Origin of the sequence: Streptomyces sp. BBFR2 (assembly GCF_044497305.1) — a bacterium.
Taxonomy (GTDB): domain Bacteria; phylum Actinomycetota; class Actinomycetes; order Streptomycetales; family Streptomycetaceae; genus Streptomyces.
Window position 1 is genome coordinate 6,576,131 of sequence record NZ_CP172415.1, and the last position, 25,644, is coordinate 6,601,774.

Annotated in this window: 26 protein-coding genes; 8 read left to right on the forward strand and 18 right to left on the reverse strand. The window is 74.2% G+C overall.

Annotated features, from left to right (window positions below; genetic code table 11):
• Positions 1–17 precede the first annotated feature (17 nt).
• Positions 18–1,295 (forward strand): aminotransferase class I/II-fold pyridoxal phosphate-dependent enzyme, encoded by a 1,278-nt coding sequence (locus ACGH2B_RS27070; protein ID WP_399095211.1) that lies wholly within the window; start codon positions 18–20, stop codon positions 1,293–1,295.
• A gap of 85 nt (positions 1,296–1,380) precedes the next feature.
• On the opposite strand, the gene ACGH2B_RS27075 is transcribed toward ACGH2B_RS27070, so the two are convergent.
• Positions 1,381–1,890 carry a DUF664 domain-containing protein gene (locus ACGH2B_RS27075; protein WP_399095214.1) on the reverse strand — a complete coding sequence of 170 codons (510 nt, stop codon included), beginning with the start codon at positions 1,888–1,890 and terminating at the stop codon, positions 1,381–1,383.
• A 182-nt stretch (positions 1,891–2,072) separates the two neighbouring features.
• On the opposite strand from ACGH2B_RS27075, the gene ACGH2B_RS27080 reads away from it, so the two are divergent.
• Positions 2,073–3,125, forward strand: coding sequence for a nitrous oxide reductase family maturation protein NosD (locus tag ACGH2B_RS27080; RefSeq protein ID WP_399095216.1), 1,053 nt, complete (start codon positions 2,073–2,075; stop codon positions 3,123–3,125).
• Positions 3,126–3,159: 34 nt separating this feature from the next.
• The gene (locus ACGH2B_RS27085) at positions 3,160–4,218 is read left to right on the forward strand and encodes a methyltransferase (protein ID WP_399095219.1); all 1,059 of its coding nucleotides are present in this window, start codon (positions 3,160–3,162) and stop codon (positions 4,216–4,218) included.
• A 78-nt stretch (positions 4,219–4,296) separates the two neighbouring features.
• On the opposite strand, the gene ACGH2B_RS27090 is transcribed toward ACGH2B_RS27085, so the two are convergent.
• The 7 genes from ACGH2B_RS27090 to ACGH2B_RS27120 form a co-directional block, all read right to left on the reverse strand.
• Positions 4,297–4,629 (reverse strand): TcmI family type II polyketide cyclase, encoded by a 333-nt coding sequence (locus ACGH2B_RS27090; protein WP_399095222.1) that lies wholly within the window; start codon positions 4,627–4,629, stop codon positions 4,297–4,299.
• Positions 4,630–4,689: 60 nt separating this feature from the next.
• Positions 4,690–5,169, reverse strand: a complete 480-nt coding sequence (locus ACGH2B_RS27095) for an SRPBCC family protein (RefSeq protein WP_399095225.1) — start codon at positions 5,167–5,169, stop codon at positions 4,690–4,692.
• A gap of 1 nt (position 5,170) precedes the next feature.
• Positions 5,171–5,428: a phosphopantetheine-binding protein gene (locus tag ACGH2B_RS27100; protein WP_399095228.1), complete on the reverse strand. Its 258-nt coding sequence runs from the start codon at positions 5,426–5,428 to the stop codon at positions 5,171–5,173.
• A gap of 17 nt (positions 5,429–5,445) precedes the next feature.
• Positions 5,446–6,690 carry a ketosynthase chain-length factor gene (locus ACGH2B_RS27105; RefSeq protein ID WP_399095231.1) on the reverse strand — a complete coding sequence of 415 codons (1,245 nt, stop codon included), beginning with the start codon at positions 6,688–6,690 and terminating at the stop codon, positions 5,446–5,448.
• Positions 6,687–7,955 (reverse strand): beta-ketoacyl-[acyl-carrier-protein] synthase family protein, encoded by a 1,269-nt coding sequence (locus ACGH2B_RS27110; RefSeq protein WP_399095234.1) that lies wholly within the window; start codon positions 7,953–7,955, stop codon positions 6,687–6,689. The genes ACGH2B_RS27105 and ACGH2B_RS27110 overlap by 4 nt, the downstream gene beginning before the upstream one ends.
• On the reverse strand, positions 7,952–8,386 hold the full coding sequence (locus tag ACGH2B_RS27115; RefSeq protein ID WP_399095237.1) for a cupin domain-containing protein: 435 nt from the start codon (positions 8,384–8,386) through the stop codon (positions 7,952–7,954). The genes ACGH2B_RS27110 and ACGH2B_RS27115 overlap by 4 nt, the downstream gene beginning before the upstream one ends.
• Positions 8,387–8,461: 75 nt before the next feature.
• Positions 8,462–9,580 (reverse strand): SchA/CurD-like domain-containing protein, encoded by a 1,119-nt coding sequence (locus tag ACGH2B_RS27120; protein ID WP_399095240.1) that lies wholly within the window; start codon positions 9,578–9,580, stop codon positions 8,462–8,464.
• A gap of 236 nt (positions 9,581–9,816) precedes the next feature.
• Between ACGH2B_RS27120 and ACGH2B_RS27125 the strand changes: the two genes are divergently transcribed.
• From ACGH2B_RS27125 to ACGH2B_RS27135, 3 genes are all read left to right on the forward strand, one after another.
• On the forward strand, positions 9,817–11,451 hold the full coding sequence (locus ACGH2B_RS27125) for an FAD-dependent oxidoreductase (RefSeq protein WP_399095243.1): 1,635 nt from the start codon (positions 9,817–9,819) through the stop codon (positions 11,449–11,451).
• A gap of 439 nt (positions 11,452–11,890) precedes the next feature.
• Positions 11,891–13,024 (forward strand): hypothetical protein, encoded by a 1,134-nt coding sequence (locus ACGH2B_RS27130; RefSeq protein ID WP_399095245.1) that lies wholly within the window; start codon positions 11,891–11,893, stop codon positions 13,022–13,024.
• 185 nt (positions 13,025–13,209) lie between these two features.
• The gene (locus ACGH2B_RS27135) at positions 13,210–13,935 is read left to right on the forward strand and encodes a class F sortase (RefSeq protein ID WP_399095248.1); all 726 of its coding nucleotides are present in this window, start codon (positions 13,210–13,212) and stop codon (positions 13,933–13,935) included.
• A gap of 162 nt (positions 13,936–14,097) precedes the next feature.
• Here ACGH2B_RS27135 and ACGH2B_RS27140 read toward each other — a convergent pair whose 3' ends face one another.
• The 10 genes from ACGH2B_RS27140 to ACGH2B_RS27185 form a co-directional block, all read right to left on the reverse strand.
• Positions 14,098–14,610 (reverse strand): hypothetical protein, encoded by a 513-nt coding sequence (locus tag ACGH2B_RS27140; protein WP_399095251.1) that lies wholly within the window; start codon positions 14,608–14,610, stop codon positions 14,098–14,100.
• A 385-nt stretch (positions 14,611–14,995) separates the two neighbouring features.
• A complete protein-coding gene (locus tag ACGH2B_RS27145; protein WP_399095254.1) occupies positions 14,996–15,295 on the reverse strand; it encodes a DUF1876 domain-containing protein in 300 nt (99 codons plus the stop codon).
• 47 nt (positions 15,296–15,342) lie between these two features.
• Complete coding sequence (locus ACGH2B_RS27150) at positions 15,343–16,335, reverse strand: universal stress protein (protein ID WP_399095257.1); 993 nt, start codon at positions 16,333–16,335, stop codon at positions 15,343–15,345.
• Between the two features lie 613 nt (positions 16,336–16,948).
• Positions 16,949–18,091 carry a 1,2-phenylacetyl-CoA epoxidase subunit PaaE gene (gene paaE, locus ACGH2B_RS27155; RefSeq protein ID WP_399095260.1) on the reverse strand — a complete coding sequence of 381 codons (1,143 nt, stop codon included), beginning with the start codon at positions 18,089–18,091 and terminating at the stop codon, positions 16,949–16,951.
• Positions 18,091–18,612, reverse strand: a complete 522-nt coding sequence (paaD, locus tag ACGH2B_RS27160; protein WP_399095263.1) for a 1,2-phenylacetyl-CoA epoxidase subunit PaaD — start codon at positions 18,610–18,612, stop codon at positions 18,091–18,093. Before paaD ends, paaE begins: the two co-directional genes overlap by 1 nt.
• Positions 18,613–18,614: 2 nt before the next feature.
• Complete coding sequence (gene paaC / locus ACGH2B_RS27165) at positions 18,615–19,481, reverse strand: 1,2-phenylacetyl-CoA epoxidase subunit PaaC (RefSeq protein ID WP_399095266.1); 867 nt, start codon at positions 19,479–19,481, stop codon at positions 18,615–18,617.
• A gap of 19 nt (positions 19,482–19,500) precedes the next feature.
• Positions 19,501–19,803, reverse strand: a complete 303-nt coding sequence (gene paaB / locus ACGH2B_RS27170) for a 1,2-phenylacetyl-CoA epoxidase subunit PaaB (protein ID WP_399095269.1) — start codon at positions 19,801–19,803, stop codon at positions 19,501–19,503.
• Positions 19,800–20,804, reverse strand: coding sequence for a 1,2-phenylacetyl-CoA epoxidase subunit PaaA (gene paaA, locus ACGH2B_RS27175; RefSeq protein WP_399095272.1), 1,005 nt, complete (start codon positions 20,802–20,804; stop codon positions 19,800–19,802). The genes paaB and paaA overlap by 4 nt, the downstream gene beginning before the upstream one ends.
• Before the next feature lie 312 nt (positions 20,805–21,116).
• Positions 21,117–21,989, reverse strand: coding sequence for a 3-hydroxyacyl-CoA dehydrogenase family protein (locus tag ACGH2B_RS27180; protein ID WP_399095275.1), 873 nt, complete (start codon positions 21,987–21,989; stop codon positions 21,117–21,119).
• A gap of 115 nt (positions 21,990–22,104) precedes the next feature.
• The gene (locus ACGH2B_RS27185; RefSeq protein ID WP_399095278.1) at positions 22,105–23,328 is read right to left on the reverse strand and encodes a thiolase family protein; all 1,224 of its coding nucleotides are present in this window, start codon (positions 23,326–23,328) and stop codon (positions 22,105–22,107) included.
• A gap of 288 nt (positions 23,329–23,616) precedes the next feature.
• Here ACGH2B_RS27185 and paaI point away from each other — a divergent pair, with 288 nt between their 5' ends.
• Positions 23,617–24,006, forward strand: coding sequence for a hydroxyphenylacetyl-CoA thioesterase PaaI (gene paaI, locus ACGH2B_RS27190; RefSeq protein WP_399097373.1), 390 nt, complete (start codon positions 23,617–23,619; stop codon positions 24,004–24,006).
• Complete coding sequence (gene paaK, locus ACGH2B_RS27195) at positions 24,003–25,355, forward strand: phenylacetate--CoA ligase PaaK (RefSeq protein ID WP_399095281.1); 1,353 nt, start codon at positions 24,003–24,005, stop codon at positions 25,353–25,355. The genes paaI and paaK overlap by 4 nt, the downstream gene beginning before the upstream one ends.
• The last annotated feature ends 289 nt before the right edge of the window (positions 25,356–25,644 follow it).

The following is a 25,644-nucleotide window of genomic DNA, read 5'->3' on the forward strand; positions in this document are numbered from 1 at the left end:
GGTCGAGAGGAAACACCATGACCACCGAGCTGAGCGACGCCACCCTCAGCGAGCTCCTTGAGCAGGCACGGAGTGACTACAAGGACCTCGCCGGCCGCGGGCTCGCCCTCAACCTCACCCGCGGTAAGCCGGCCCCCGAGCAGCTCGACCTCTCCGAGGACCTGCTCAGCCTGCCCGGCGGACGGCACACCGCCGCCGACGGCACCGACGTCCGCAACTACGGCGGTCTCCAGGGCCTGGTGGAGCTGCGGGAGATCTTCTCCGACGTGCTCCAGGTACCCGTACCGCAGCTCCTCGCGGCCGGTAACTCCAGCCTGGAGCTGATGCACGACTGCCTGGTGCACGCCCTGCTGAGCGTGCTGCCCGGCGCCGAGTCCCGCTGGGTCGACCAGGAGCGCATCGCCTTCCTGTGCCCGGTCCCCGGCTACGACCGCCACTTCGCGCTCTGCGAGCGGTTCGGCATCGACATGATCCAGGTGCCGATGACCGCCGACGGCCCCGACATGGACACCGTCGAGCGCCTCGTCGCCGAGGACCCGGCCGTCAAGGGCATCTGGTGCGTCCCGAAGTACAGCAACCCCGACGGCATCGTCTACAGCGACGAGACCGTCCGCCGCCTCGCCGCGATGCCCACCGCCGCCCCGGACTTCCGCATCTTCTGGGACAACGCCTACGCGGCCCACCACCTCACCGACGAGCGGGTGGAGATCGCCGACCTGCTCGCCGCCTGCGAGGCGAGCGGCCACGCCGACCGGGCCTTCGTCTTCGGCTCCACCTCGAAGATCACCGCCGCCGGTGCCGGTGTCGCCTTCTTCGGCTCCTCGCCCGCCAACGTCTCCTGGCTGCTCGCCAACAACAGCAAGCGCTCGATCGGCCCGGACAAGATCAACCAGCTCCGCCATGTGCTGTTCCTGCGCGACGCGGACGGCGTCCGCGCCCACATGGACCGCCAGCGCGCCGTGCTGGCGCCCAAGTTCGCCGCGGTGGCCCGCATCCTCGACGCCGAGCTGGGCTCCACCGGCCTCGCCGAGTGGACCGCGCCCAAGGGCGGCTACTTCGTCACCCTCACCGTCCCCGACGGCTGCGCCAAGGAGGTCGTCCGCCGCGCCGGTGAGGCCGGCATCGTCCTGACCCCGGCCGGCGCCACCCACCCGTACGGCGACGACCCGCGCGACGCCGTCATCCGCATCGCCCCCAGCTACCCCGGCCTCGCCGAGCTGGAGGCCGCCATCCACGGCCTCGCCGTCTGCGTCCGCCTGGTCGGCTACGAGCGGCGCGCCGCCGCGCAGAGCTGACGCACCACGGGTGTGACCGCACCACGGGTGTGACACGGGCCGGGCCCGCCGCGAGCTGAACGCGGCGGGCCCGGCCCGTACCGTCTCACCCGCCCAGCAGCCCCCGCGCGTACGCCGCCTGCCCCGCGTGCTGGAGGCCGTCGCTGATCACGCTGATCAGCCGGGTGGCCAGCGTGACGGGCGGATCCCACGACCGGTCGATGATCCGGGCCAGGTCCTTGACCTGGAGATCCTCGACGAAGCGGACGGTCACCGCGTGCACCGCGTCGTGGTAGCCCAGTAGCTGGCGTGACGTCAGATCGCGGACCTTGGCCACCTCCCGCCGGGAGTGGCCGTACCCGGTGTCCGACGCGGGCAGCGCCAGCCCGAAGCGGTGCGCCCAGTCCTGCGCCGTCCATACCTGCTCGGTGCCGGCGGCGTCGGCGATGTGGTCGTCCTGCACCCGGGTGAGGTGCCACACCAGCCAGGCGATCGGATTGGCGCCACCAGCGGGCGACGTCGCCAACTCCTCCGGCCCCAGCCCGCCGACCACCTCCTCGACGGTCTCCCGGATCCGCCCGAAGGCGTCGACGAGCAGTTCCGTTCCGGCGCTCATACGCGGCTCCTGGAGGGGAAGGCGGGGCCGGACGCACGGCCCCGCGTGACGGGCCCGTTCCATGATGCGCGGGCCGTGTCCGGGCCACCACCGGGGGAACGCCGCCACCCGGTCGCGCACGCTGCGTGCCCCTCGGGTTACCACATGTGGCGGGGCCCGGCGCGCGCCCATAGCTTCGCCTCATGGTGAAACGACAACTGACAACCACCGGATGTCTGGTGACGATGCTGGTCACCGGCGTGGCCGCCGCCCCGCCCGGCCAGGCCGACCCCTCGCACACCGTCCGTCCGGGTGAGTCGATCCAGAAAGCCGTGGACGCCGCGCGGCCCGGCGACACCATCGACCTCGCCCCCGGCACGTACCGGGAGTCCGTCCGTATCGGCAAGCCGCTGACGCTGCGCGGCGCGGGGGAGCGCACCGTGCTGCGGCCCGCCGCCACCCGCGCGGCGGACGACTGCGGCAAGGACGGCAACGGCATCTGCGTGCTGGGCACCCCCGGCCACCGCGTCGCGGACGTCGCACTGCGCTCCCTGACCGTCGAGGGCTTCCGCAAGAGCGGCGTCTGGGCGTCGTGGACCGACCGGCTCAGCGTCCGCGACGTCACCGCCCGCGACATGGGGCAGTGGGGCATCGCCCAGCAGGAGTCCGTCCGGTCCTCGCTGCGCGGCAACACCGCCACCGGCAACGGTGACGCCGGGATCTTCGTCGCCAACACCGTCGACGAGGAGGGCGGCGCCCTCGACACCCAGGGCACCGACATCCGCGGCAACACCGTCACCGGCAACCGCATCGGCATCACCGCCCGCCGCGTCCGCCACCTCGACATCGCCCTCAACGACATCACCGGCAACTGCAGCGGCGTCTTCGTCGTCGGCGACGAATCCCGCCCCCGCGGCGGCGCCCTGACCGTCCGCGACAACAACGTCTCCGAGAACACCAGGAAGTGCGCCGCCACCAAACGCCTGCCCGCCCTCCAGGGCGTCGGCATCGTCCTCACCGGCGCCGAGGACGCCGAGGTCACCCGCAACCTCGTACGGAACAACGCCGGCGACTCACCGCTGGCCGGCGGCATCGTCCTCTTCCGCAGCTTCGTCGGCGTCCGCAACGAACGCAACGACATCAGCGGCAACATCCTGATCGGCAACAAGCCCGACCTCGCCAACCGCGACACCGCGACCAGCAACCACTTCACCCGCAACGTGTGCCGCACCTCGCAGCCCGCGGGGCTGTGCTGACCCCCGCCCACCCCACCAGGAGAGACGAGACTCCATGACCACCGTCAGCCCCCCGCCCCAGCCCCCCGCCCAGCAGCCGCCCGCACCCCCGGCGGCCATGCGGCTGCGGGAGATCATCTTCGGCGCAGCCCCCGCCGCCGCCGTCCGTGCCGCCGCCCGGCTCGGCGTCGCCGACGCGCTGGGCGAGAACCCCGCCACCGCCGGGGAACTCGCCGCCGCCGTCGGCACCGAACCCCGCCCCCTCGCCCGTCTGCTGCGCGCCCTGACCTGCTACGGCATCTTCACCGAGACCGACGAGGGCACCTTCGCGCACACCGACATGTCCCGGCTGCTGCGCGACGACACCCCGCAGAGCCTGCGCCACATCTCCCTGTGGTGCACCGAACCGTGGACCTGGCAGGCATGGCCGCTGCTGGACGAGGCCGTCCGCTCCGGCCGCGACGTCTTCGACACCCTCTACGGCAAGGACTTCTTCACCTACCTGCACCAGGACGCCCGCGACTCCGCCCAGATCTTCGACCGGGCGATGACCACCTCCAGCCGGCAGTCCGCCCAGGACGTCGCGGACCTCCTCGACCTCTCCGGCGCCGCCACCGTCGCCGACATCGGCGGCGGCCAGGGCCACGTCCTCGCCGCCCTGCTGGAGAAACACCCGCACCTCAAGGGCACCCTCGTCGACCTCCCGGCGGTCGTCGCCGGCGCCGACGCGCGGCTGCGCGACGGCGGGGCGCTCGCCGACCGGGCCACCGTCGTGGCCGGCGACTGCCGCACCGCCCTCCCCGTCCGCGCCGACGTCTACCTCATCAAGAACATCCTGGAGTGGGACGACGAGTCCACCCGCCGCACCCTGCGCAACGTCATGGACGCCGCCGCGCCCGGCGCCCGCGTCGTCATCATCGAAAACCTCGTCGACGACAGCCCGTCCATGAAGTTCACCACCGCCATGGACCTGCTGCTCCTGCTCAACGTCGGCGGCGCCAAGCACACCAAGGACAGCCTGGTGCAGCGGATGACCGAGGCCGGACTCGTCCTCCACGACATCCTGGAGGTCAACCCGTACCTGCACGCCTTCGACTGCACCGTCCCGCACTGACACGCCCGCGCCGCGGCGACAACGGGCCGCCCGCCGGGGAACTTCCCCCGGCGGGCGGCCCGTTGCGGTGGCGGGCGGTCAGTTCGGACCCGCGCTCTCCCACCGGTAGAACTGATGGGCCATCGCGTCCTTCGGCCCGCGCCACGTCTGCGGGTCGTACGGGCTGACGAACGACGACAGCCGGTCGCTGATGGCGCGGAACTCCGGGTGTGAGGTCACCTTCGCGATCTCCGGACCGGGCGGCCGTTCCGACTCGATGAGGTGCAGATACACGTCGCCGAACTGGAACAGCGTCCGCCGGGTGACCCCGACCAGCCGCGGCAGCTCCGTCCGGTCGGACGCGGCGAACACATCCGCGATCTTCGGCGCCGACTCCGGGGCCATCCGGGCGACGATCAGTGCGTGGTGCATCGGTCAGGTACCTTTCCCGCCGCCTCGGGGCGGCGCGTGCGAACGCGGGCCCGCGGCCCGTCAGTTGGCGGGGACGGAGGCGCCGCGCAGCTCCCGGGCGCGCTGCTCGATCTTGTCGCGGATCAGTTCGAGCTGGATCCGGGAGTTGCGGTTGATGTGGTCGGTCATGCCCTGGTCGTCGACGGGCGCCTGCGGCTTCATCGCGAAGTCCTGCGTCCAGTGCATGGTCGTACCGGTCTTGTTCGGCGTGTACGTCCAGTGGATGTCCATGTGCGCGAACGGACCGGTCTCGACGCGGCGCGCCCGCACGCTCAGCGCCTCGCGGTCACAGGTCCGCTCCGACACCCAGCTCCAGACCTTGCCGCTGTCGTCCGGGTGCATCGTCAGCCGGAACGTCGTGCTGTTGCCCTCCCGCGAGAGGATCTCGACCGACGCGTACTCGCTGAAGAGCTGCGGCCAGTTCTCCAGGTCGTTGGTCATCTCCCAGACCAGGTCGAGCGGGGCGGCGATGGTGATGGCGTTCTCGGTGTGGCCGGGCATGTCAGGCTCCTGTCGGGGATGCGGTGTTGACGAGGTCGAGGAAGTCACGCGGGGAGCGGCAGCGCTCGGCGTCCTCCGGCATCGGGTGCGCGAAGCGGTTCTCCAGCTCACCCACGATGCCGAGCAGGCCGAGTGAGTCGAGACCCAGCTCGGCGAAGGGCACGTCGGGGCGGTTCGCCATCTCCTTCGGGTCGACGGTGACACCGGCCGCCGACTTCATCAGCGCGGCGAGTTCGTCGAAGGTCAGTCGTTCGGTCATGGCAGTTCTCCTTCTCATCAGAGGGCGTCGCCGGCCCGCCGCAGCACCAGCGCCGCGTTCGAACCCATCAGCCCCCGGCTCAGCACGAGCGCGGTGCGCAGTTCGGCGGGGCGCGCCCGGCCGGTCACCACGTCCAGGTCGTGGCAGACGTCCACGACGTTCGGCGTCGGCGGCACCACCTGGTGTTCCAGGGAGAGCACCGCCGCCGCCGTGTCCAGGAGCGGGGCGCCGCAGTACGCCCGCCCCGTCCCGGTCTTCGGCGCGGTCACCGGGACCCGCACCGCGTGCCCGCCGAGCGTGTCGGCGAGCGCCAGCGCCTCGGCGCGGTCGGCCGCCGGCACGCCCAGCGCGTCGGCGAAGACCACGTCGATCTCCTCCGGGGCGCACTCCGCCTCCGCCAGCGCGACCTCGATGGCCCGCGCCAGACCGGCCCGGGACTCCGTCCACCGGGACGCGCCGGTGAACGTCGCCCCGTGCCCCGCCACCGTCGCGCGCACCGCGGCGCCCCGCTCCCGCGCCGTCCGCTCCTCCTCGACGACGAGCATCGCGCCGCCCTCGGCAGGCACGAACCCGCAGGCCCAGGAGGTGAACGGCCGGTAGGCGCGCTCCGGGTCGGGCACCAGGCTGAGGTCCTCGTACCCGAGCTGGCAGACGATCGAGTACGGCGCGAGCGGCGCCTCCGCGGCGCCCACCACCACGGCGTCGGTACCGCGCGCGAGGGTGCGGGCGGCGTGCGCCAGTGCGTCCAGACCACCGGCCTCATCGCTCGCCACCACCCCGCACGGCCCCTTGAAGCCGCCGCGGATGGAGACCTGACCGGTGCTCGCCGCGTAGAACCACGCGATCGACTGGTACGGCCCGACATGGCGCGGGCCCTGGCCCCACAGGTGCTGCAGCTCCCGCTGGCCGAACTCGCCGCCGCCGGAGCCGGCGGCGGTCACCACGCCCACCGCGTACGGTGAACGGCGCTCGTCGGGCACCAGCCCGGCGTCCTCCAGAGCGAGGTCCGCCGCCGCCATCGCGAAATGCGTGAAGCGGTCCGTCTGGACCAGGAACCGCTCCTCCACCAGCCCGCCGGGGTCGAAGTCGCGGACCTCGCCCGCCACCTTCAGCGGCAACTGCCCGCACCCCTCCCGGGTGACGCGGTCCAGCACGCTGACGCCTTCCCGGGTCGCCTTCCAGAACGGTTCGGTGCCGGTGCCGTTGGGGGCCACCACACCGATGCCGGTGACGGCGCAGCGGCGTCGCTCACCTGCGCTCATGACACTCTCCCTCCCGGGTCGGTGAGGACCACGGCGGACTGGAAGCCGCCGAACCCGCTGCCGACCGAGAGCACGGACCGCAGCCGGGCCTCCCGGGCCGTGCGCGGGACGTAGTCCAGATCGCACTCCGGGTCCGGCGTCTCGTAGTTGGCGGTGGGCGGCACCACCTGATGGGCCAGCGCCAGCACCGACGCGACGATCTCGATCGCGCCGATCGCGCCCAGCGAGTGCCCCACCATCGACTTGATGGAACTCATCGGCACCTTGCGGGCGTGCGCCCCCAGGGACCGTTTGACCGCGGCGGTCTCGTGCCGGTCGTTCTGCTTGGTGCCCGACCCGTGCGCGTTGACGTAGTCGACCGCCGTGGCGTCGAGCCGGGCGTGGTCGAGGGCGTGGTTGATCGCCTCGGCCATCTCCAGGCCCTCCTGCGTCAGCCCCGTCATGTGGTACGCGTTCCCGAAGGTCGCGTAGCCGCCGATGACGCAGTGCACGGTGGCGCCGCGGGCCCGCGCCCGCTCCAGCTCCTCCAGGACGAGGACGGCGCCGCCCTCACCCATCACGAAGCCGTCGCGGTGCGCGTCGAACGGCCGGGAGGCGTGCTCCGGGTCGTCGTTGTTGGGCGACGTCGCCTTGATCGCGTCGAAGCACGCCACCGTGATCGGGGAGATGGGGGAGTCCGACGCGCCCGCGACGCACACATCGGCCCGGCCCTCCTCGATCGTGTGGAACGCGTACCCGATCGCGTCGAGACCGGAGGTGCAGCCCGTCGACACGGTCTGCACCGGCCCGCGGGCGCCCACCTCCTCGGCCACCGCGGACGCCAGCGAGCTGGGCGCGAACGCCCGCTCCAGGTACCGCCCGGACGGCCGGTGGTCGACGTCCCAGCGGGAGCCGGACGCGCTGACCGCCACGTAGTCGCTCTCCAGCCGGGTGGTGCCGCCGACCGCGGTGCCCAGGGACACCCCGACCCGCCACGGGTCCTGCGCCGCCATGTCCAGACCGGCGTCGCGCAGCGCCTCGGCCGCCGCGACCAGCGCGAACTGGACGTACCGGTCCGAGCGGGCGATCTGCTCGCCGCTCAGGCCGCACGCCACCGGGTCGAAGTCGCACTCGGCGGCGATCCGGGACCGGAACCCCGTCGCGTCGAAGAGCGAGATGGCGCGGGTCGCCGTGCGCCCGGCGGACAGCAGGTCCCAGAAGGCGGGGACACCCACGCCGCCCGGCGCCACGATCCCCATACCGGTGACCGCGACCCGGCGGCTCATGAAACCACCTCCGTTCGTTCCGGTGGGCCCGCCTGGGCTGCGGCTTCGGTGACCTCGGTGTCGACGTGACCCAGCTCCGGACGCGGCGCCAGCGGCCCCAGATGGAACACCATCCGCGCCTGGACGTCCCCGACGTTGCGGAAGCGGTGCCGCACCCCGAGGGGGATCAGCAGCGCCTGGTCCGGCACCAACGGGTACGTCTCGTCGTCCAGATCGACCTCCAGGGCACCGTCCACGACGTAGACGAACTCCTCGGAGTAGGGGTGGTAGTGCTCGCCGATGCGCTCGCCCGGCTCGATGAGCGCCATGCCCATGAAGCCGCTCGTGGCGCCGACCGCGCTGGGCGTCAGCATCGCGCGCAGGTCACCTCCGCGCCGGCGGTTGGGCTGCGTCTCGCCGAGGTCCACGATGCGTGGGCGGTGCGTGCTCATGACTTTCTTCCTCCAGATTGCGGGATGGTGGGGGCTGCCCGGCCGTGGTGCGGCCGGGCGGCGTACCGGGCGCGGTCAGGGCCGCGGGGACCGGCGGTCGGTGAGAAGCCGCATGTCGCAGCGGGTCAGGAACCGGGCCAGCGCCCGGTCGTCGGAGAGTCCGTCCGCCACCTCGGAAGCCAGCAGCCGCCGCAGCACCTCGGTCTTGCGGGGACCGCGGACGCCGAGCACCGCCGCCGGATCGCGCTCCGGGGGAGCGGTCAGATCGACGAGGCGGACGACGATGTCGTCGCGCTGGAAGACGGTGCTGGCGGCGACGGGGCTCGCCGGGTCGTCGGCCGCCGCCTCGTCCTGCTGCGCCAGCAGCCGCGCCAGCGCCATCCCGCAGCCCTCCCGGGCCGGGTAGCACAACGCGTGGCGGGAGACGTCGGCGGGCGTCGCCGTACCGGCCGCCACATGGTGCACGGCGGGCAGCGCGGCACGGGTGAAGAACATCCGCGCCGAGTTCGGGTCCGACAGGTCGCGGTCCTGCTCCAGATACGGGTTGATCTCCTCCTCGACCCGCCGGATCTCCGGCTGCTGGGCGATGTACCGCAACGCGGCGACCAGGTCGCCCTGCACCTCGACGGCGCGCACCACCCGGTTGCCCTGCAGGAAGAGAGTGGTGCGCAGCAGCCGGGTGGTGTCGTCGACCCGCGCCTCGGGCGAGGTGTAACCGGACAGGATCTCCGCGACCTTCGGTTCGCTGCCCGGCTTGACGGTGAACGTCAGGGCGTGCCGGACGATGCCGTCGCCGACGCGGGGGGAGGCGGGGAAGTTGCCCTTCACGGGCTCGGGGGCCGAGTCCGCGCCGTGGGCGGTCTCCCGCATGACGCTGAACCGCAGCGAACGGGTGTCACGCACACAGCCGTGCAGCGGCTGCACCATGTCGACGTGCTCCTCGCTGTTGACCCAGGCGAGGAACGGCGGGGCGCTCTCCCATTCGCTGGTGATCAGCCACTGCGAGGGGTTCTCGATGGACTGGCAGAGCTGGTCGGAGAGGTGACCGGGGACGGAGGCGACCTGATTGCAGAGGTGTTCGTACGCTTCGAGGAAGCGCTGCTGGGCGCCGTCGTGCAGGTCCAGGAGCAGTACGACCCGCAGGCGCGAGCCGTCGAAGGCGGACTGAGATATTCGTTCCGACAGCATGGTCATCGCTACGCAACTCCTTGCGGCAGATCGTGTGAGGGGCCATCAGGCCCGGTGCGACGGGGCGTCGTGCCCAGCGGTCGCCGACGGCCCCGCACCTGGGGCGGCCGTCTTGCTCGATCGTGGACGGCTCCCACGGGGTGCGCGAGATCTGTGACCCATGCGGGTGAAGCATGATCGAATCGCCTGTCAGCAGGGGAAATCCAGCCCGTACGCACCGCCGTAGGAGCTGGAGCACCGCAATGAAATCAACGGCATCCGTCAGGGTTCCGGTACTCGTCGTCGGCGGATCCCTGGTGGGTCTGTCGGCCTCGCTCTTCCTGGGACGTCTGGGCGTCGAACACCTCCTTGTGGAGCGGCACTCGGACACCTCGCGTCATCCGCGCGGACGCGGCAACAACGTCCGCACCATGGAGCTGTACCGCACCGCCGGGGTCGAGGGCCGCATCCGCGAGGCGGCGTCCGTCCTCGCCGGCAACCACGGCATCCTCCAGGCACCGTCCCTGACAGGCCAGGAGCAGCACTGGCTGTTCCGGGAGATGGACCCGGGCGGCGGACTCGCCCGCTTCAGCCCCGCCGGCTGGTGCCTGTGCAGCCAGAACGACCTGGAGCCGGTCCTGGTCCGCGCCGCCCGCGAACTCGGCGGCGATCTGCGCTTCTCCCACGAACTGCTCTCCTTCGACCAGGACCCCGACGGGGTGACGGCGCTGGTCAAGAGCAGCGAGACCGGTGAGCACCTGACCGTCCGCGCCGACTACGTCATCGCCGCCGACGGCCCCCGCAGCCCCGCCCGCGACCGGCTCGGCATCGCCATGGCCGGACCCGGCGCCCTCTTCCACAACGTCAGCATCACCTTCCGCGCCCCGGGGCTCGCCGAGATCGTCGGCGACCGCCACTTCATCGCCTGCTACCTCACCGACCCGGACGCCGACGGCGCCCTGCTGCCCGTCGACAACCACACCCACTGGGTCTTCCACGCCCCCTGGCACCCCGAGCGCGGCGAGACCCTGGAGGACTTCACCGACGCCCGCTGCGCCGACCACATCCGCCGCGCCACCGGCGCACTCGACCTCGCCGTCGAGATCACCGGCAAGGCCCCCTGGCACGCCGCCGAACGGGTCGCCGAACGCTACGGCTCCGGCCGCGTCTTCCTCGCCGGGGACTCCGCCCACGAGATGTCCCCCACCGGCGCGTTCGGCTCCAACACCGGCATCCAGGACGCCCACAACCTCGCCTGGAAACTCGCCGCCGTCCTCGACGGATCGGCAGGCCCCGGCCTGCTGGAGAGCTACGAGGCGGAGCGCCGCCCCGTCGCGCAGGAGACCAGCGCCCGCGCCTCGGCGCGCTCCGCCGAGCACAGTCACCCCGGCTACGAACCGGCGCCCTCGGCCGCCGGCGCCCGCCAGAAGGGCGTCCTGACCGTCGCCCTGGGCTACGCCTACCCCCGCGGCGCCGTGGTCGGCGCCGACCCGGACCTGCCCGTCGTCCCCGACCGGATGAGCCTCACCGGCGCCCCCGGCACCCGCGCCCCGCACCTGTGGCTGCGCTCCGGCGCCACCCGCCACTCCACCCTCGACCTCTACGAGCGGTCCTTCGTGCTGCTCACCGGCTCCGCGGGCGGCGCCTGGCGCAGCGCCGCCGCCTCGGTCGCCGCCGCGTGGTCGCTCCCCCTGGACCGCTACGCCATCGGGGACGGCCCCGAGGACGACTTCGCCCCGGAGGACGGCGCCGACTGGGCCGAGGCCCACGGCACGACCCCCGGCGGCGCCGTACTGGTCCGTCCGGACGGCTTCGTCGCGTGGCGGGCCCCGGGCCCCGTGGACGACCCGGAGTCCGCCCTCCGCGACGCCCTGGGACGTCTGCTCCACCGCACCTGACGCCCGCCCCGCACCCGACGGCGCCCGCCACGGCCCACCCGGCCGCGGCGGGCGCCGTCGCGTACGGGGAAGGGGAAGAACTGCCGGATGTCCGCTCAAATCCCTTTGCCGCAAAGGGAAATGACGGCTCATCAGAACATTTTCTGTCCGGGTGCGGGCGTGCCGGGGCGGTGCGGGAGAGGTGTGACGGGGGCTCGCCGGGAGAGGGTGAGGGGGGATTGGCCCGGCGTGGTGACGTGCGGCGGCGCCCGGCGCCGTCCAACGGGTGATGAACGGGCCCCGGGCCACCCGATGAGCCCACGGTGTCCCTCGAATGCGGATCTCTCCGGTGGTGCGCCCCCGCATTTCGGATGACGGTGATCACGTCGCCACCGCGAATCCGATGTGCCGACGACCTGTCAGCCTTCGCGGTGCCGTACGTGAAAGGACACACGTTTTCATGCGCACTTCCCGCAGCCTGTTCGCCTCGGCCGCCATCGGCGCGGTCCTGGCCATCACGACCCCCGCCGCGTACGCGCTCACCGTCGCCGGTGACGACGGCGGGTCCTCCCACTCCAGCAGCGAACACCGCGACTCCGACCGCGGTGACCGTGGCGACCGCGGCGACGGTGGGGACCGCGGCGACCGCGGTGACCACGGCGACCGCGGCGGCCGTGGAGATCACGGCGACCACGGCGACCGCGGTGGTCGTGGCGACCACGGCGACCGTGACCGTGGCGACCGTCCGAACGGTGGCATGCACACCGGTGGTGGCTTCCTCGCCAAGGTGATGGGCGACGAGGGCTCCGACCACGACAAGGGTGACAAGGGCGACCGCGGTGACCGCGGCGACGGTGGGGACCGCGGCGACCGCGGTGACCACGGCGACCGCGGCGGTCGTGGGGACCACGGTGACCACGGTGACCGGGGCGGCCGTGGGGACCACGGCGACCACGGCGACCGAGGCCGTGGCGACCGTCCGAACGGTGGCATGCACACCGGTGGTGGCTTCCTCGCCAAGGTGATGGGCGACGAGGGCTCCGACCACGACAAGGGTGACAAGGGCGACCGCGGCGACCGCGGGGACCGGGGCGACCGGGGCGACCGTGGGGACCACGGGGACCGTGGCGGCCGTGGCGAGCACGGCGACCACGGTGACCGGGGCGACCGTGGCGACCACGGCGACCACGGCGACCGTGACCGTGGCGACCGTCCGAACGGCGGCATGCACACCGGCGGTGGCGCCCTCGCCTCCGTCGTCGCCAACGAGTGGGGTCAGGGCAGCGACTCCGACCACGACAAGGGCGACAAGGGCGACCGCGGCGACCGCGGCGACCGCGGGGACCGGGGCGACCGTGGCGAGCACGGGGACCGTGGCGGCCGTGGGGACCACGGTGACCACGGTGACCGGGGCGGTCGTGGCGACCACGGCGACCGCGACCGCGGTGACCGTCCGAACGGCGGCATGCACACCGGTGGCGGCGGCACGGCCCTCTCCGGCAGCGGTCTCGCGGCCGGTTCGGTCCTGCTCCTCGGTGGCCTCGGCGCCGGGGCGTACGTCCTGCGCCGCCGTAACTCCGGTACGGCCGCCTGACCCCTCCCGCCCGGCGTAGCACGCTGAGCTGTCGCGGCCACCGTCCTCACCGGCGGTGGTCGCGGCGCTTGCGTTCCGCCCGTACGGCCGCCCGGCGCGCGCGGCGAACGACCCGGGCACCGGGACCGCCGCCCCGTACGCGGACGGCACCGAACAGCACCTCGTGTGGAAGAAAGGCACGTCCGATGGCTCCCACGACACCTCCCCGGCATCAGCCTCCCCCTAAAGAGCGCCGGTCCGGCGCGGCTCCCCGCCCGTTCGCCCGGGCCCTGATGTGGCCGGCGGCGGCCGTGGGCGTGGGGGCCCTGCTCGTCTTCAACTCCCTCGACACCTCGGCGGACTCCAAACCGCCCTCCTCACCCGTGGCCCTCGCGCCGGTCGCCCCGGATGTCACCGCCCCGGCGACGAGCCCGACGACGCACCCGAAGACCTCCACGGCGCTGCCCCGCTCCGAACCGCGCCGCATCCGCATCCCGAAGATCGGCGTCGACGCCCCGTTCACCCCGCTGTCCCTCGCCCCCAGCGGACAGCTCAACGCCCCGCCGCCGGACAACAGCAACCTCGTCGGCTGGTACAAGGACGGCGCCACCCCCGGCGAGAACGGCTCCGCCATCGTCGCCGGACACGTCGACACCAAGACCGGCCCGGCCGTCTTCCTCCAGCTCGACGAGTTGAAGAAGGGCAGCACCATCGACATCACCCGCGCCGACAAGTCCGTCGCGACCTTCACCGTCGACGACGTCGAAACCTTCAGCAAGGCCCAGTTCCCCAACGACCGGGTGTACGCCGAAACCCCCAACCCCCAGCTCCGGGTGATCACTTGCGGCGGCGCCTACGACAAGGCCGCCAAGGACTACACGGACAACGTCGTGGTCTTCGCCCACCTCTCCTCCTCCAAGAAGGCGTCCTGAGCCCGGGCGTCCCGCACCGGCCGTGAGCCGGACCGGCCGGGCCTGAGCGGCACGGAGGGAGGGCGGACCTTCGGATCCGCCCTCCCTCCGCCATACGCGGGGCTGTACGCGGGGCCGTACGCGGGGAAGTCATCGGCGTCCGGCGACTTCCCCGCGTACAGGTCAGTCCGGTGGCCCGCCCCACTTGGGGCCGACGCGCTCCCAGGCGCGCTCCCACTGGGCGTCCCGCCGCCGGTCCAGCAGCAGCCGGGTGCCGCGCGCCGCCCCGAGCAGCAGCAACGTGCCGGACGAGGCCGCCACCACCCCCACGGCGACGCTCTCCGCCTTGACCCGCTCCGGGCCCGCCGGGTCGGCCAGCAGCCGGCCCGAGCCGTCCAGCCGGGCGGTGGTCCGCGCCCCCGCCCGCGCCCCGGCCGGTACCGCGGTCCGGCCGTGGTGGACCGAACCGTCGGCCGCGGTCCACCGCACCGTCGCCCGGACCCGTGCCCCGGCCACCGTCGCCGCGTCCACCCCGATCCGGGGCGGGGGATCCTCGGTCAGCACCGCTTGGACGCCGTGCGTGCCCCGGGCGGACGGGGCATGGGCCTGCACCGCGTGCGCCGCCGCGACGCCCGCGGCCGGAGCGCCCACCGCGATCAGCACCGCGGCGATGGGCGCCAGCCAGAACTCCGCCACATCCGTCCCACGCCGCAGCGTTCCTGGCCGCACCCGCCCGAAGAGCCCCGCGCGCCACCGCGCCCACCCGAAAGGCAGCGGTCCCCGCCGCACCCACCCGAAGAGCAGCGGTCCCCGCCGCAGCCGCCCGAAAAGCCTCGCGCCCCGCATCCTCCACGCCTCCGCCCCGTGTCCCGTCCGGCCCCTCGTCCGACGGTCGCACGCCCGGCCCCGGGCCGGAGCCCCCGGACGCCCCGGCCCTCCTCCCGCGTCCCGCCGCCCGAGGTGTCCGAACCGTGTACGAGCACCGCGCCCGCGCCGCCCACGAGCCGCCCACGGCGCGGGCGCCGGGGCGCGCGTGCCGCCGCCGGCCCGCGTACAGCCGTCCGGAGCGCCGGCCCCCTGCTCAGGCCGGGGTGTCCCACCCGGTCACGGTCGGGGTGGCCCGGGACCGGTCCGGTGCCGCGCCGACGTCGATCAGGTCCCGGTCGGCCACCCGGAGCAGGCGTCCGGCGAGATCTTTCAGGGCGCGGCCGGACGCCAGCTCGTCGCCGATCGCGGGGATGTCCACGTCCTCGGGGTTGCAGTGGGCCGTGCCCCGGCCCGCGAGCGAGGTGGTCCCGGTGTCGAGTACCGCCCGCGCCTTCGTCGTTCCGTCCTCCTCGACGAGCAGGATCCGCACCGTCCACTCGGTGGTTCTCGTCATGACGTGCCTCCGTTCCGCGGCCCGCCCGCGCGGGGCGGGCGGTGTGCTCATTCGTGCGGGACGACCGCCACCGCACACGGCGCGTGGTGCAGCGCCGCCTGGACGAGATGGCCGATCCGCGACGGGATCCGGGGGCGGCGACGGCGGCGCCCGACGACCAGCAGACCGCCCCGCCCGGCCTCCTCCAGCAGCGCCTGGGCCGGGCTCTCCAGATCCACCCGCTCCACCACCCGCACCTCGGGATACCGCGCCCGCCAGGGCCGCAGCGCCTCGGTCAGCTCCTTACGGGCGTCCTGCGCGGTCTGCTCGGCCACGTACGGCTCCACCCCGCCGCCCCGGTTGTAGGCGTGCGCGGGCAGATGGCGTCCGTGGACCGCGCGCAGCGGGACGCCGCGCCGGGCGGCGGTGGCGAACGCGAAGTCCATCATCGCCGCACACGGCTCGTGCAGGCTCACCCCGACCACCACGTCGCCGTGCCGCCCGTCCTCGGCGGCGCCCGGCCGCGCCCGGACCAGCACGGTGGGCACATTCACCCGCGTCACCAGCCGCAACGCGACATCCCCCAGCACATACCGGGCCACCGGCCCCAGGTTCCGGGAGCCGAGCACCAGCAGATCCGAACGCTCCGCCGCGTCGGTCAGCGCCGCCAGCGGATCGTCCGGGACCAGCTCCTCGTCCACCGCCAGCTCCGGATGGCGCTCCCGCACGGCGGCGCGCGCCTGCTCGACGATCCGGTGCGCCCACCGGTTCTGCTCCGCGCCCCGCGCCTTGCGCCCCGGGCGGAGCCGCCGCGGCGGCGCGCCGCCCGGCTGCCGCGGCTCCGGACCCGGCGCCTCCGCCTCCTGCGGCCGCGCTCCCGGCTCCGGCGCCTCCGGCTCCTCCGCCTCCTCCGGTGCGAGCATCGCCCAGGCGTGCAGCAACCGCAGCCGCGCACCCCGCGCCCCGGCCTCCTCCGCCGCCCACAGCACGGCCGCCATCGACTCGGGGCTGCCGTCCAGCCCCACCGTCACGGTGCCCGCCGCGGCGGTCGCGCCCGTCACGACGCCGCTCCGCCGCCGCCCGACACGGTGCGCCCGGCGCGGCGCGCCCCGGCGGACGCGGCGCTCCGCGGCTCCCCGGCGGCGGGGTCGCCGGGCCACGACCGCACCGTTCCCCGGAGCCTCGGACCGCCTCGTGTACGGCACTCCATCACGGCACTCCCTTCCGGACGGCGCCCACCGGCGGCTGCCCGCCGGAGCGACACACCTTCTCCTTCCAGGGTGGCCGGATCCGGCACTTCCGGCATGTGCCCACCGGATGCCGGGCCCCGGACACGGTGAGGGGAGGCGGGGACGGGTCGTACGGGGGCTTACGGAAGACGTACGGGGCGGCGTACGGAGGCCCGGCGGCGGACGACCGCACGGCCGCCAGGCCAGCGAGGCACCCGAGGCACCCGAGGCACCCGAGCGGCCGGGCCCGGGCCACCGGGCCTCGGCCTACAGGACTCGGGCCTCCGGACCTGGCCGCCGGGCCTCGGGCCTACCGGACCTGGCCGCCGGGCCTCGGCCTACCGGACCCGGGCCGCCGGACCCCGGACCACCGGGGGAGCCGTCCTGGGCCCGGCGCTCCGGTAAGTGGCCGCCGGCCCGGCCCCCGGCTCGCCCCGGGCCCCGCTCAGCTATCGAAGTCGACCGTCAGCTCCTCGGACACCGGGAAGCTCTGGCAGGTCAGGACGTACCCGGCGGACACCTCGGCCTCCTCCAGCGCGTAGTTGCGGCGCATGTCGGCCGTGCCCTCGGTGACCAGCGCCCGGCACGTGCCGCACACCCCGCCCTTGCAGGCGAACGGGGTGTCCGGGCGGATCCGCGCGGCGCCGTCGAGGAGGGTGGTGTCGCGGGGGAGCGGCGCGGTGGTGGACCGCCCGTCCAGGACCAGCGTGACCCGGCTGACCGGGCCCTCGGCTGCCGCGTCCGCGTGCCGCACCGGACGGACCGGCTCGTCGTCGGCGAAGAACAGCTCCTGATGCACCCGCCCGCCCGGCACCCCGAGCTCCGCCAGCACCCGCCGGGCGTCCTCGACCATGCCGTGCGGACCGCACAGCCACCAGTGATCGGCCGACGGGACGTCCACCAGCCCGCCGATCAGCGCCGCCAGCCGCTCCGCGTCCAGCCGGCCCGAAAGCAACTCCGCCTCGCGGGGCTCCCGGGAGAGCACATGGCCCAGCTCGAACCGGGCCGGATACAGATCCTTCAGATCGGCCAGCTCATCGGCGAACATCACCGAATCCGTCCGGCGGTTGCCGTAGAAGAGGGTGACCTGCGAGCGCGGATCGGCGGCGAGCACCGACTCCGCGATCGACACCATCGGGGTGATCCCGGAGCCCGCCGCGATCAGCACATGGTGGCCGGGGCGCGACAGATCCGGGGTGAACGCGCCCGTCGGCGCCATCACCTCGACGGTGTCCCCGGGACGGACCTCATGCACCAGCCAGGACGAGAACAGTCCGCCGGGCACCACCCGCACCCCGATGCGCGGACGGGCGCCCACCGGCGCGCAGATCGAGTACGACCGCCGCTCGTCCCGCCCTTCGACCTCCCGCCGCAGCGTCAGCGACTGACCGGGCCGGAACGCGAACTGAGCCGCCAGCTCCCCGGGCACCTCGAAGCTGATCGCCGCGGCGTCGTCGCACAGCGGCTCCACCTCCGCGACGCGCAGCCGGTGGAACGCCGGACGCCGCCGGGCGGGCGCGCCGGACCGCTCCGCCGCGGACGCCCGGGGCGACGCCGCCCCGGTCAGCTCGGACGAGGTCGGGGCCATCAGATCTCCTTGACGTACTCGAAGGGCTCGCGGCAACTCCCGCACCGCCACAGGGACTTGCAGGAGGTGGCGCCGAAACGTGAGGTCTCCCGGGTGTCCGCCGCACCGCAGTGCGGGCAGCGCACCGCCCGCCGCACCCCGGACAGCTCCAGCGGCACCGGTCCCGAGGTCCGCCGCGGCGCGGGGCCGGGCGGTGCGATGCCGTGCTCGGCGAGCTTGCGGCGGCCTTCGGCGGTGATCCAGTCGGTGGTCCACGCCGGCTCCAGGGCCGTACGGATGGTGACCCGTGTGAACCCGGCGTCCCGCAGCCGCGCCGCGACGGCGGCCCGCATCTCGGCCATCGCCGGGCACCCCGAATACGTCGGTGTCAGCGTGGCGGTGACCGCGCCGTCCGCGGCGACCTCCACACCCCGCAGCACCCCGAGGTCGGCGAGGGTCAGCATCGGCAGCTCCGGATCGGGCACCTGCGCCGCGATCCGCCGGGCCAGCTCGGCGCCGCCGAGACCGGTGACGGTGGCCATGGTCACCACACTCCCTCCGGGTGCGCCCGCGCCACGCTCTGCAACTCCTCCAGCAGCGGCGCCAGATGGACGGTGTGCTCACCGTCGCGGCCGCCCCCCGGCAGCGGTGGCGCCTGCACCAGCTCCAGCCCCGCCGCGTCACAGACCTGCCGCACCACCCCGGTCACCTCGTCCCGCAGCTCCGCCGGCGCCACCCCGCACACCGGGGCGCCGGTGAACAGCTCACCGGTGTACGGGGCGGCAGCGGCGAGCGCCGCCCGCATCCGGCGATGCGACTCCTCGGTGCCGTCCCCCAGCCGGACCGCCCACTCCGCGGCGTACTGACGGTGGTACGTCAGCTCCTTGACGCCCTTTCCGGCGACGGCGGCCACCACCGGGTCCGGCGCGCCGTGCGCGAGGCGGGTGAAGAGCGCCAGCCGCCAGCTCGCCAGCCAGAGCAGCCGCACGACGCAGAACGCGAAGTCGCCGTTGGGGAGTTCGGCCAGCCGGAGCGGGCGGAAGGCGTCCGCGTCGCGGAAGTAGGCGAAGGCGTCCTCGTCCCGGCCGCTGCCGTCCACCTGACCCGCGCGGGTGTACAGCAGACGGGCCTGGCCCAGCAGGTCGAGGCCGATGTTGGCGAGCGCCACCTCCTCCTCCAGCTCCGGGGCGCGGGTGCACCACTGGGCCAGCCGCTGCGCGCCGACCAGCGCGTCATCGGCGAGCGCCGCGCAGTCGGCGGCCAGCCGCGCCGCGTCCACCCCGGCGGGCACGGCCGTCTCCACGCCGTGCAGCGGGTCCTCGAAGCCGGTGCCGAACGCCCAGCGGGCGTCGCCGTCGCCGTGCTCCTCGGCCAGGGACAGATAGATGTGATCGTCGTCGGTGCCGGCCATGTCCTGCTCCTCCCCGGTCTCAGATGTGCGGGACGTCGTCGGGTATGTCGTAGAAGGTGGGATGGCGGTAGATCTTGTCGGCGCTGGGCGCGAAGAACGGGTCCTTCTCATCGCGGGTGGAGGCCGCGATGTGGGACGAGCGGACCACCCAGATGCTGACGCCCTCGTTGCGGCGGGTGTACAGATCGCGGGCGTGGGTGAGGGCCATCCGGTCGTCGGCGGCGTGCAGCGAGCCGACGTGCACGTGGTTGAGCCCGCGCTTGCCGCGGATGAACACCTCGTACAGCGGCCAGCCGGCCTTCGGGTCGTCGGTCTCGCTCATGCCGCCGTTCCTTCCTCGGTGTGGGGTCCGTGCGGGCCGCGGGCCGCCTGCTTCGCGGCGTGGGCGGTGGCCGCCTCGCGCACCCAGGCGCCGTCCTCGTGCGCCGTGCGGCGGCGCGCCATCCGCTCGGCGTTGCAGGGGCCGTCGCCCTGGATGACGCGCTGCAGCTCGGACCAGTCGGGGGTGCCGAAGTCGTGGCGCCCGCGCTCGGCGTTCCAGCGCAGCTCGGGGTCGGGCAGGGTGACGCCGAGCCGCTCCGCCTGCGGGACGGTCATGTCGACGAACCGGCTGCGCAGCTCGTCGTTGGTGTGCCGCTTGATCTTCCAGGCCATCGACGCCGCGGAGTTGGGGGAGTCGCCGTCGGGCGGGCCGAACATCATCAGCGACGGCCACCACCAGCGGTTCACCGCGTCCTGGACCATCTCCCGCTGCGCCTCGGTGCCGCGCATCATCGTCATCAGCAGCTCGTATCCCTGCCGCTGGTGGAACGACTCCTCCTTGCAGATCCGCACCATCGCGCGGGCGTAGGGGCCGTACGAACTCCGGCACAGCGGCACTTGATTGCAGATCGCGGCGCCGTCCACGAACCAGCCGATGACGCCGACGTCGGCGAAGGTCGGGGTGGGGTAGTTGAAGATCGAGGAGTACTTCTGGCGGCCCGCGATCAGCCGCTCGGTCAGCTCGGTGCGCTCGGCGCCCAGCGTCTCGGCGGCGGAGTAGAGGTACAGGCCGTGCCCCGCCTCGTCCTGGACCTTGGCGAAGAGGATCGCCTTACGGCGCAGCGAGGGCGCCCGGGTGATCCACGCGCCCTCGGGCTGCATCCCGATGATCTCGGAGTGCGCGTGCTGCGCGATCTGCCGGACCAGGGTCCTGCGGTAGCCGTCGGGCATCCAGTCGCGCGGTTCGATGCGCCGGTCCTTGTCGATCGAGGTGTCGAACCGCTCCTGAAGCTCCCGCTCGGTGCCGCCGGTGGCCGACGGGGCGGAGTCTGTCGTGGTCATCGATACCAACTTCCCTACCGACCATTCGTTCGGTTCATATTCTGACGAGTTTCCGCGGCACGGGCAAGCCCCTTTCGAGGGAGGGGCGCCTTGGGTGTCCGGGGTGTCCGGGAGGTTCGGCGGCGAGCGCCCGGGGCGTCCGGGCGGGCGCCGGACAGCTCGGACGCGCCCCGCGCCCTGCGGCCTTACGGCGCCGGAGGGAGGGTGGCGCCGTACGCTCCCGGGGCGCGGCGCACCCCGGCGCCGCCATGGGGACGGGCCCGCCCCGGCGCCCGCAGGCCGTGCGGCCCCGGCGCCCGAGGGGCCGGCCCCTCACTCCCAGGTGTAGAACCCCCGCCCCGACTTCCGCCCCAGCTCCCCGCGGGCCACCTTGGCGCGCAGCAGCTCCGGCGGGGCGAAGCGCTCACCGAGCGTGGCGTGCAGATGCTCGGCGATGGCCAGCCGGACATCCAGCCCCACCAGGTCCGTCAGGCGCAGCGGCCCCATCGGATGGCGGTAGCCCAGCGTCATCGCGTCGTCGATCGCCTCCGGAGCGGCGACGCCCTCCTCGGCCATCCGGATCGCCTCCAGGCCCAGCGCCACCCCCAGACGGCTGCTGGCGAACCCGGGGGAGTCCTTGACCACCACCTCCTTCTTGCCCAGCGCCCGCGTCCAGCCGAGCGCCCGCTCGACCGTCGCCTCGTCGGTGGCCGGCCCGACGACGATCTCCACCAGCGCGGAGGCGGGGACGGGGTTGAAGAAGTGCATGCCCAGGAAGCGGCCGGGGTGGTCGAGCGCCGCCGCCAGCTCGGTGACCGGCAAGGAGGAGGTGTTGGTGGCCAGCACCGTCCCCTCGCCGACCGCCCGCTCCGCGGCGGCCAGCACCTCGGCCTTGAGCCGCACGTCCTCCGGCACCGCCTCGACGACCAGCGCGGCCCGCGACGGCAGCGCCCCGGCCGACTCCACGGTGGCCACCCGGGCGAGCACCCGCTCGACCGGCTCCGTGAGCTTGCCGCGCTCGGCGGCGCGCCGCAGCCCGGCGGCGACCCGCTCCACGGCGGCCGCCGCCGCCCGTTCGCCGCTCTCCACGACCGTCACCGACGCCCCGGCGGCCGCGAACGACTGGGCGATGCCCGCGCCCATCCGGCCACCGCCGATCACCCCGACCACATCCGGCGCCATCGGTCCGGCAGATCCGCTGGTCATGTCAGTCCCCTTCGCTCCGCACCCCGCGCCGCCCGCGACCGTCCGGGCCCGCGTCCTGTCGTTGCCGGGGCGCACGCCGGGCGCCCCGCGCGGCGGGCCCCGGCCCCCGCGCCCCTCACACCCGCTCCACGAGCATCGCCACGCCCTGGCCGACGCCCACGCAGAGCGTGGCGAGCCCGCGCCGGGCGTCCTCCCGCTCCAGCCGTCCCAGCAGGGTCAGCAGGATCCGGGCGCCCGAGCACCCCAGCGGATGACCCAGGGCCAGCGCCCCGCCGTCCGCGTTGACCCGCGCCTCGTCCAGCTCCAGCCGCCGGATCACCGCGAGCGCCTGCGCGGCGAACGCCTCGTTCAGCTCGACCGCGCCCAGTTGCCCCGCCCGCCAGCCGGCCCGGGTCAGCGCCTTCTCGGTGGCGGGCACCGGCCCGAGCCCCATCAGGTGCGGCGCCACCCCGGCCGCCGCCGAGGTGACGATCCGGGCGCGCGGCGTCAGCCCGTACCGCTCGACGGCGGCCGGGCCCGCCACCACCAGCGCCGCCGCGCCGTCCGAGAGCGGTGAGGCGGAACCGGCCGTCACCACACCCCCGGGCCGGAAGAGCGGACGCAGCGCCGCCAGCTTCTCCGCCGTCGTCGACGGACGCGGCCCCTCGTCGTACGTCACCACGCCGTCCGCCGTCTCCACCGGCACGATCTCCCGGTCGAACCGGCCCGCCTCCCGGGCGGCGACCGCCCTCCGGTGGCTGCGCAGCGCGAACGCGTCACATGCGGCGCGGTCGATCCCGTCGAGCGCCGCGACCTCCTCGGCCGTCTCACCCATCGACAGCGTCACCCGCACCGCCTCGGGCCCCGCGTCCGCCGCCACCGCGCGGTCGGCCGCCGCGAAGCGCGGGTTGGTGAACCGCCAGCCCAGGGAGGTGTCCCGGAGCTCGCCGGGCTTCGCCCACGGCGTGCCCGGCTTCTCCATCACCCACGGGGCGCGGGTCATCGACTCCACCCCGCCCGCCACGACCAGCTCGGCCTCGCCCGCCCGCACCGCCTGGGCCGCGGAGGCGACCGCCGTCAGCCCCGAGGCGCACAGCCGGTTGACGGTGTGGCCGGGCACCGTGTGTGGAAGGCCCGCCAGCAGGACGGCCATCCGCGCCACGTTGCGGTTGTCCTCCCCGGCCTGATTGGCGGCGCCGAGTATCACCTCGTCCACCGCCTCGCCCGGGACTCCCGCGCGCCGCACCGCCTCCCCGACCACCAGGGCCGCGAGATCGTCGGGCCGTACGGAGGCCAGCGCCCCGCCGTGGCGGCCCTGCGGGGTGCGGGCGCCGTCGATGAGATAGACCTCGTCAGCCACGGCCGGCCCCCTCCGGGAGAAGGGCGCCGCCCGGGAGCCACGCCGCTCCCGGCACGCGGTGCGCGGCGGTCGCGGCGCGCCCCCGCGGCGGCCGTCGACGGGCGGGGGAGCCGGGGCTTCCCGGGACGTACTGGGGCATGCGGTCCACCTCTTGACAGGCAGTGCTGATGCTTGCTTACGTGACGGAGCCGACGCTAACCGAATGTTCGGTCGGCACACAAGGTGTCGAGAGGAGCTGTGGAAAAGGTGAGATACACCGCTGGCGCCGCCCCCGGCCCGGTCGAGCGCATGCTCGCCGAGGACCGGGCCTCCCGCGCCATGGGCATCGAGCTGGTGACCCACGGCGAAGGACACGCCCTGCTGCGGATGACGGTGACCGCCTCGATGGTCAACGGCCACGGCATCGCCCACGGCGGCTGCCTCTTCCTGCTCGCCGACACCGCGTTCGCCTGCGCCTGCAACAGCCACGGCCCGGTGACCGTCGCGGCCGCCGCGGACATCGACTTCATCGCCCCCGCGCACGAAGGCGACGTCCTGCACGCGGTCGCGGCGGAGCGCACCCGCTTCGGCCGCAGCGGCATCTGCGACGTGACCGTCCGCCGGGCCGACGAGGTGATCGCGGAGTTCCGCGGCCGTAGCCGCAGCGTCCGCGGAACGACGACGAAGGAGCCGCGATGAGCACCGAACCGACGGTCCGGGCCACCGCCCGCCCCCGCCTCGGCGAGCCCCTGCCCCCCGCCCTGCTGGACGACGGCGAGCGGCTGACCCGCGAGGAGCTGCGCGCCGTCCAGCTCCGCCGGCTGCGCGCCACACTGCGCCACGCGTACGACCACGTCGAGCTGTACCGCACCAAGTTCGACCGCGCCGGGGTCCGCCCCGAGGACTGCCGCACCCTGGAGGACCTGGCGCGCTTCCCCTTCACCACCAAGGCGGACCTGCGGGACACCTACCCCTTCGGGATGTTCGCCGTCCCGATGTCCGACGTACGCCGCGTCCACGCCTCCAGCGGGACCACCGGCCGGCCCACCGTCGTGGGCTACACCGAGAACGACCTCTCCATGTGGGCCGACGTCGTCGCCCGCTCCCTGCGCGCCGCGGGCGCCCGCCTCGGCGACAAGGTGCACATCTCCTACGGATACGGCCTGTTCACCGGCGGCCTCGGCGCCCACTACGGCGCCGAGCGGGCCGGCTGTACGGTCATCCCCGCGTCCGGCGGGATGACCGCGCGCCAGGTGCAGATCATCCAGGACTTCCGCCCCGAGATCATCATGGTCACCCCGTCCTACATGCTCACCCTCCTCGACGAGTTCGAGCGGCAGGGCATCGATCCGCGCACCACCTCCCTGCGGGTCGGCGTCTTCGGTGCCGAGCCCTGGACGGAGGGCATGCGCCGCGAGATCGAGGAGCGGCTGGATCTGCACGCCGTCGACATCTACGGCCTCTCCGAGGTCTGCGGCCCCGGCATCGCCCAGGAGTGCGTCGAGGTCAAGGACGGCCTGCACGTCTGGGAGGACCACTTCTACCCCGAGATCGTCGACCCGCTCACCGGCGGGTCCGTGCCCGACGGCGGCCACGGCGAGCTGGCCTTCACCTCCCTCACCAAGGAGGCGCTGCCGGTGATCCGCTACCGCACCCACGACCTGACCCGCCTGCTGCCCGGCACCGCCCGCCCCGCCTTCCGCCGGATCGAGAAGATCACCGGGCGCTGCGACGACATGATCATCCTGCGCGGCGTCAACGTCTTCCCCAGCCAGATCGAGGAGATCGTCCTGACCGCCCCGGGCGTCGCCCCGCACTTCCAGATCCGGCTGACCCGCCGCGGCCGTATGGACCACATGACCGTCCTCGTCGAGGCCAGGCCGGACGCCGGCCCCGATATACGCGCGGCCGCCGCCGCCCGGATCGCCAAGGGCGTCAAGGACGGCGTCGGCACCACGGTCGAGGTGACGGTCGTCGACCCGGAGACCCTGGAACGCTCGGTCGGCAAGATCCGCCGCGTCAAGGACCTCCGCGAACACGACCGCTGAACACCGCCCGCCCGGCGCCGTGACGACGCGCCGCCGGGCGGCCGGAGCCGGACGGGACGCCCCAGGTCAGGGGCGGTACGGTCCCGGTCCGGTACGTCGATACGCACCGGACCGGGCAGGCGGACCCGACCCGCGCGACCCCGCCGGGGCGCCCGGGGAACGGCCCCGGCCACGCCCCGTACGCCCAGGCCGCCGTACCACGCCCCCTACGTCCGGGACCGCGCACCACGCGACCCGGTACGGCCCCGGACCGCACGCGCCCCCGGACCGCACGCGCCCCCGGACGGAT

Excerpts from the sequence above, each read along its gene's own strand:
- ACGH2B_RS27095 (WP_399095225.1), bottom strand. The coding sequence starts at position 5,169 with ATGCCCGGCCACACCGAGAACGCCATCACCATCGCCGCCCCGCTCGAC.
- ACGH2B_RS27075 (WP_399095214.1), bottom strand. The coding sequence starts at position 1,890 with ATGAGCGCCGGAACGGAACTGCTCGTCGACGCCTTCGGGCGGATCCGG.
- ACGH2B_RS27125 (WP_399095243.1), top strand. The coding sequence starts at position 9,817 with ATGAAATCAACGGCATCCGTCAGGGTTCCGGTACTCGTCGTCGGCGGA.
- paaI (WP_399097373.1), top strand. The coding sequence starts at position 23,617 with ATGCTCGCCGAGGACCGGGCCTCCCGCGCCATGGGCATCGAGCTGGTG.
- ACGH2B_RS27100 (WP_399095228.1), bottom strand. The coding sequence starts at position 5,428 with ATGACCGAACGACTGACCTTCGACGAACTCGCCGCGCTGATGAAGTCG.
- paaB (WP_399095269.1), bottom strand. The coding sequence starts at position 19,803 with ATGAGCGAGACCGACGACCCGAAGGCCGGCTGGCCGCTGTACGAGGTG.
- ACGH2B_RS27090 (WP_399095222.1), bottom strand. The coding sequence starts at position 4,629 with ATGCACCACGCACTGATCGTCGCCCGGATGGCCCCGGAGTCGGCGCCG.
- ACGH2B_RS27105 (WP_399095231.1), bottom strand. The coding sequence starts at position 6,690 with ATGAGCGCAGGTGAGCGACGCCGCTGCGCCGTCACCGGCATCGGTGTG.
- paaK (WP_399095281.1), top strand. The coding sequence starts at position 24,003 with ATGAGCACCGAACCGACGGTCCGGGCCACCGCCCGCCCCCGCCTCGGC.
- ACGH2B_RS27120 (WP_399095240.1), bottom strand. The coding sequence starts at position 9,580 with ATGACCATGCTGTCGGAACGAATATCTCAGTCCGCCTTCGACGGCTCG.
- ACGH2B_RS27070 (WP_399095211.1), top strand. The coding sequence starts at position 18 with ATGACCACCGAGCTGAGCGACGCCACCCTCAGCGAGCTCCTTGAGCAG.
- ACGH2B_RS27110 (WP_399095234.1), bottom strand. The coding sequence starts at position 7,955 with ATGAGCCGCCGGGTCGCGGTCACCGGTATGGGGATCGTGGCGCCGGGC.
- ACGH2B_RS27145 (WP_399095254.1), bottom strand. The coding sequence starts at position 15,295 with ATGACGAGAACCACCGAGTGGACGGTGCGGATCCTGCTCGTCGAGGAG.
- ACGH2B_RS27180 (WP_399095275.1), bottom strand. The coding sequence starts at position 21,989 with ATGACCAGCGGATCTGCCGGACCGATGGCGCCGGATGTGGTCGGGGTG.
- ACGH2B_RS27135 (WP_399095248.1), top strand. The coding sequence starts at position 13,210 with ATGGCTCCCACGACACCTCCCCGGCATCAGCCTCCCCCTAAAGAGCGC.
- paaA (WP_399095272.1), bottom strand. The coding sequence starts at position 20,804 with ATGACCACGACAGACTCCGCCCCGTCGGCCACCGGCGGCACCGAGCGG.
- ACGH2B_RS27085 (WP_399095219.1), top strand. The coding sequence starts at position 3,160 with ATGACCACCGTCAGCCCCCCGCCCCAGCCCCCCGCCCAGCAGCCGCCC.
- ACGH2B_RS27115 (WP_399095237.1), bottom strand. The coding sequence starts at position 8,386 with ATGAGCACGCACCGCCCACGCATCGTGGACCTCGGCGAGACGCAGCCC.
- ACGH2B_RS27080 (WP_399095216.1), top strand. The coding sequence starts at position 2,073 with ATGGTGAAACGACAACTGACAACCACCGGATGTCTGGTGACGATGCTG.
- paaC (WP_399095266.1), bottom strand. The coding sequence starts at position 19,481 with ATGGCCGGCACCGACGACGATCACATCTATCTGTCCCTGGCCGAGGAG.
- paaE (WP_399095260.1), bottom strand. The coding sequence starts at position 18,091 with ATGGCCCCGACCTCGTCCGAGCTGACCGGGGCGGCGTCGCCCCGGGCG.
- ACGH2B_RS27130 (WP_399095245.1), top strand. The coding sequence starts at position 11,891 with ATGCGCACTTCCCGCAGCCTGTTCGCCTCGGCCGCCATCGGCGCGGTC.
- paaD (WP_399095263.1), bottom strand. The coding sequence starts at position 18,612 with ATGGCCACCGTCACCGGTCTCGGCGGCGCCGAGCTGGCCCGGCGGATC.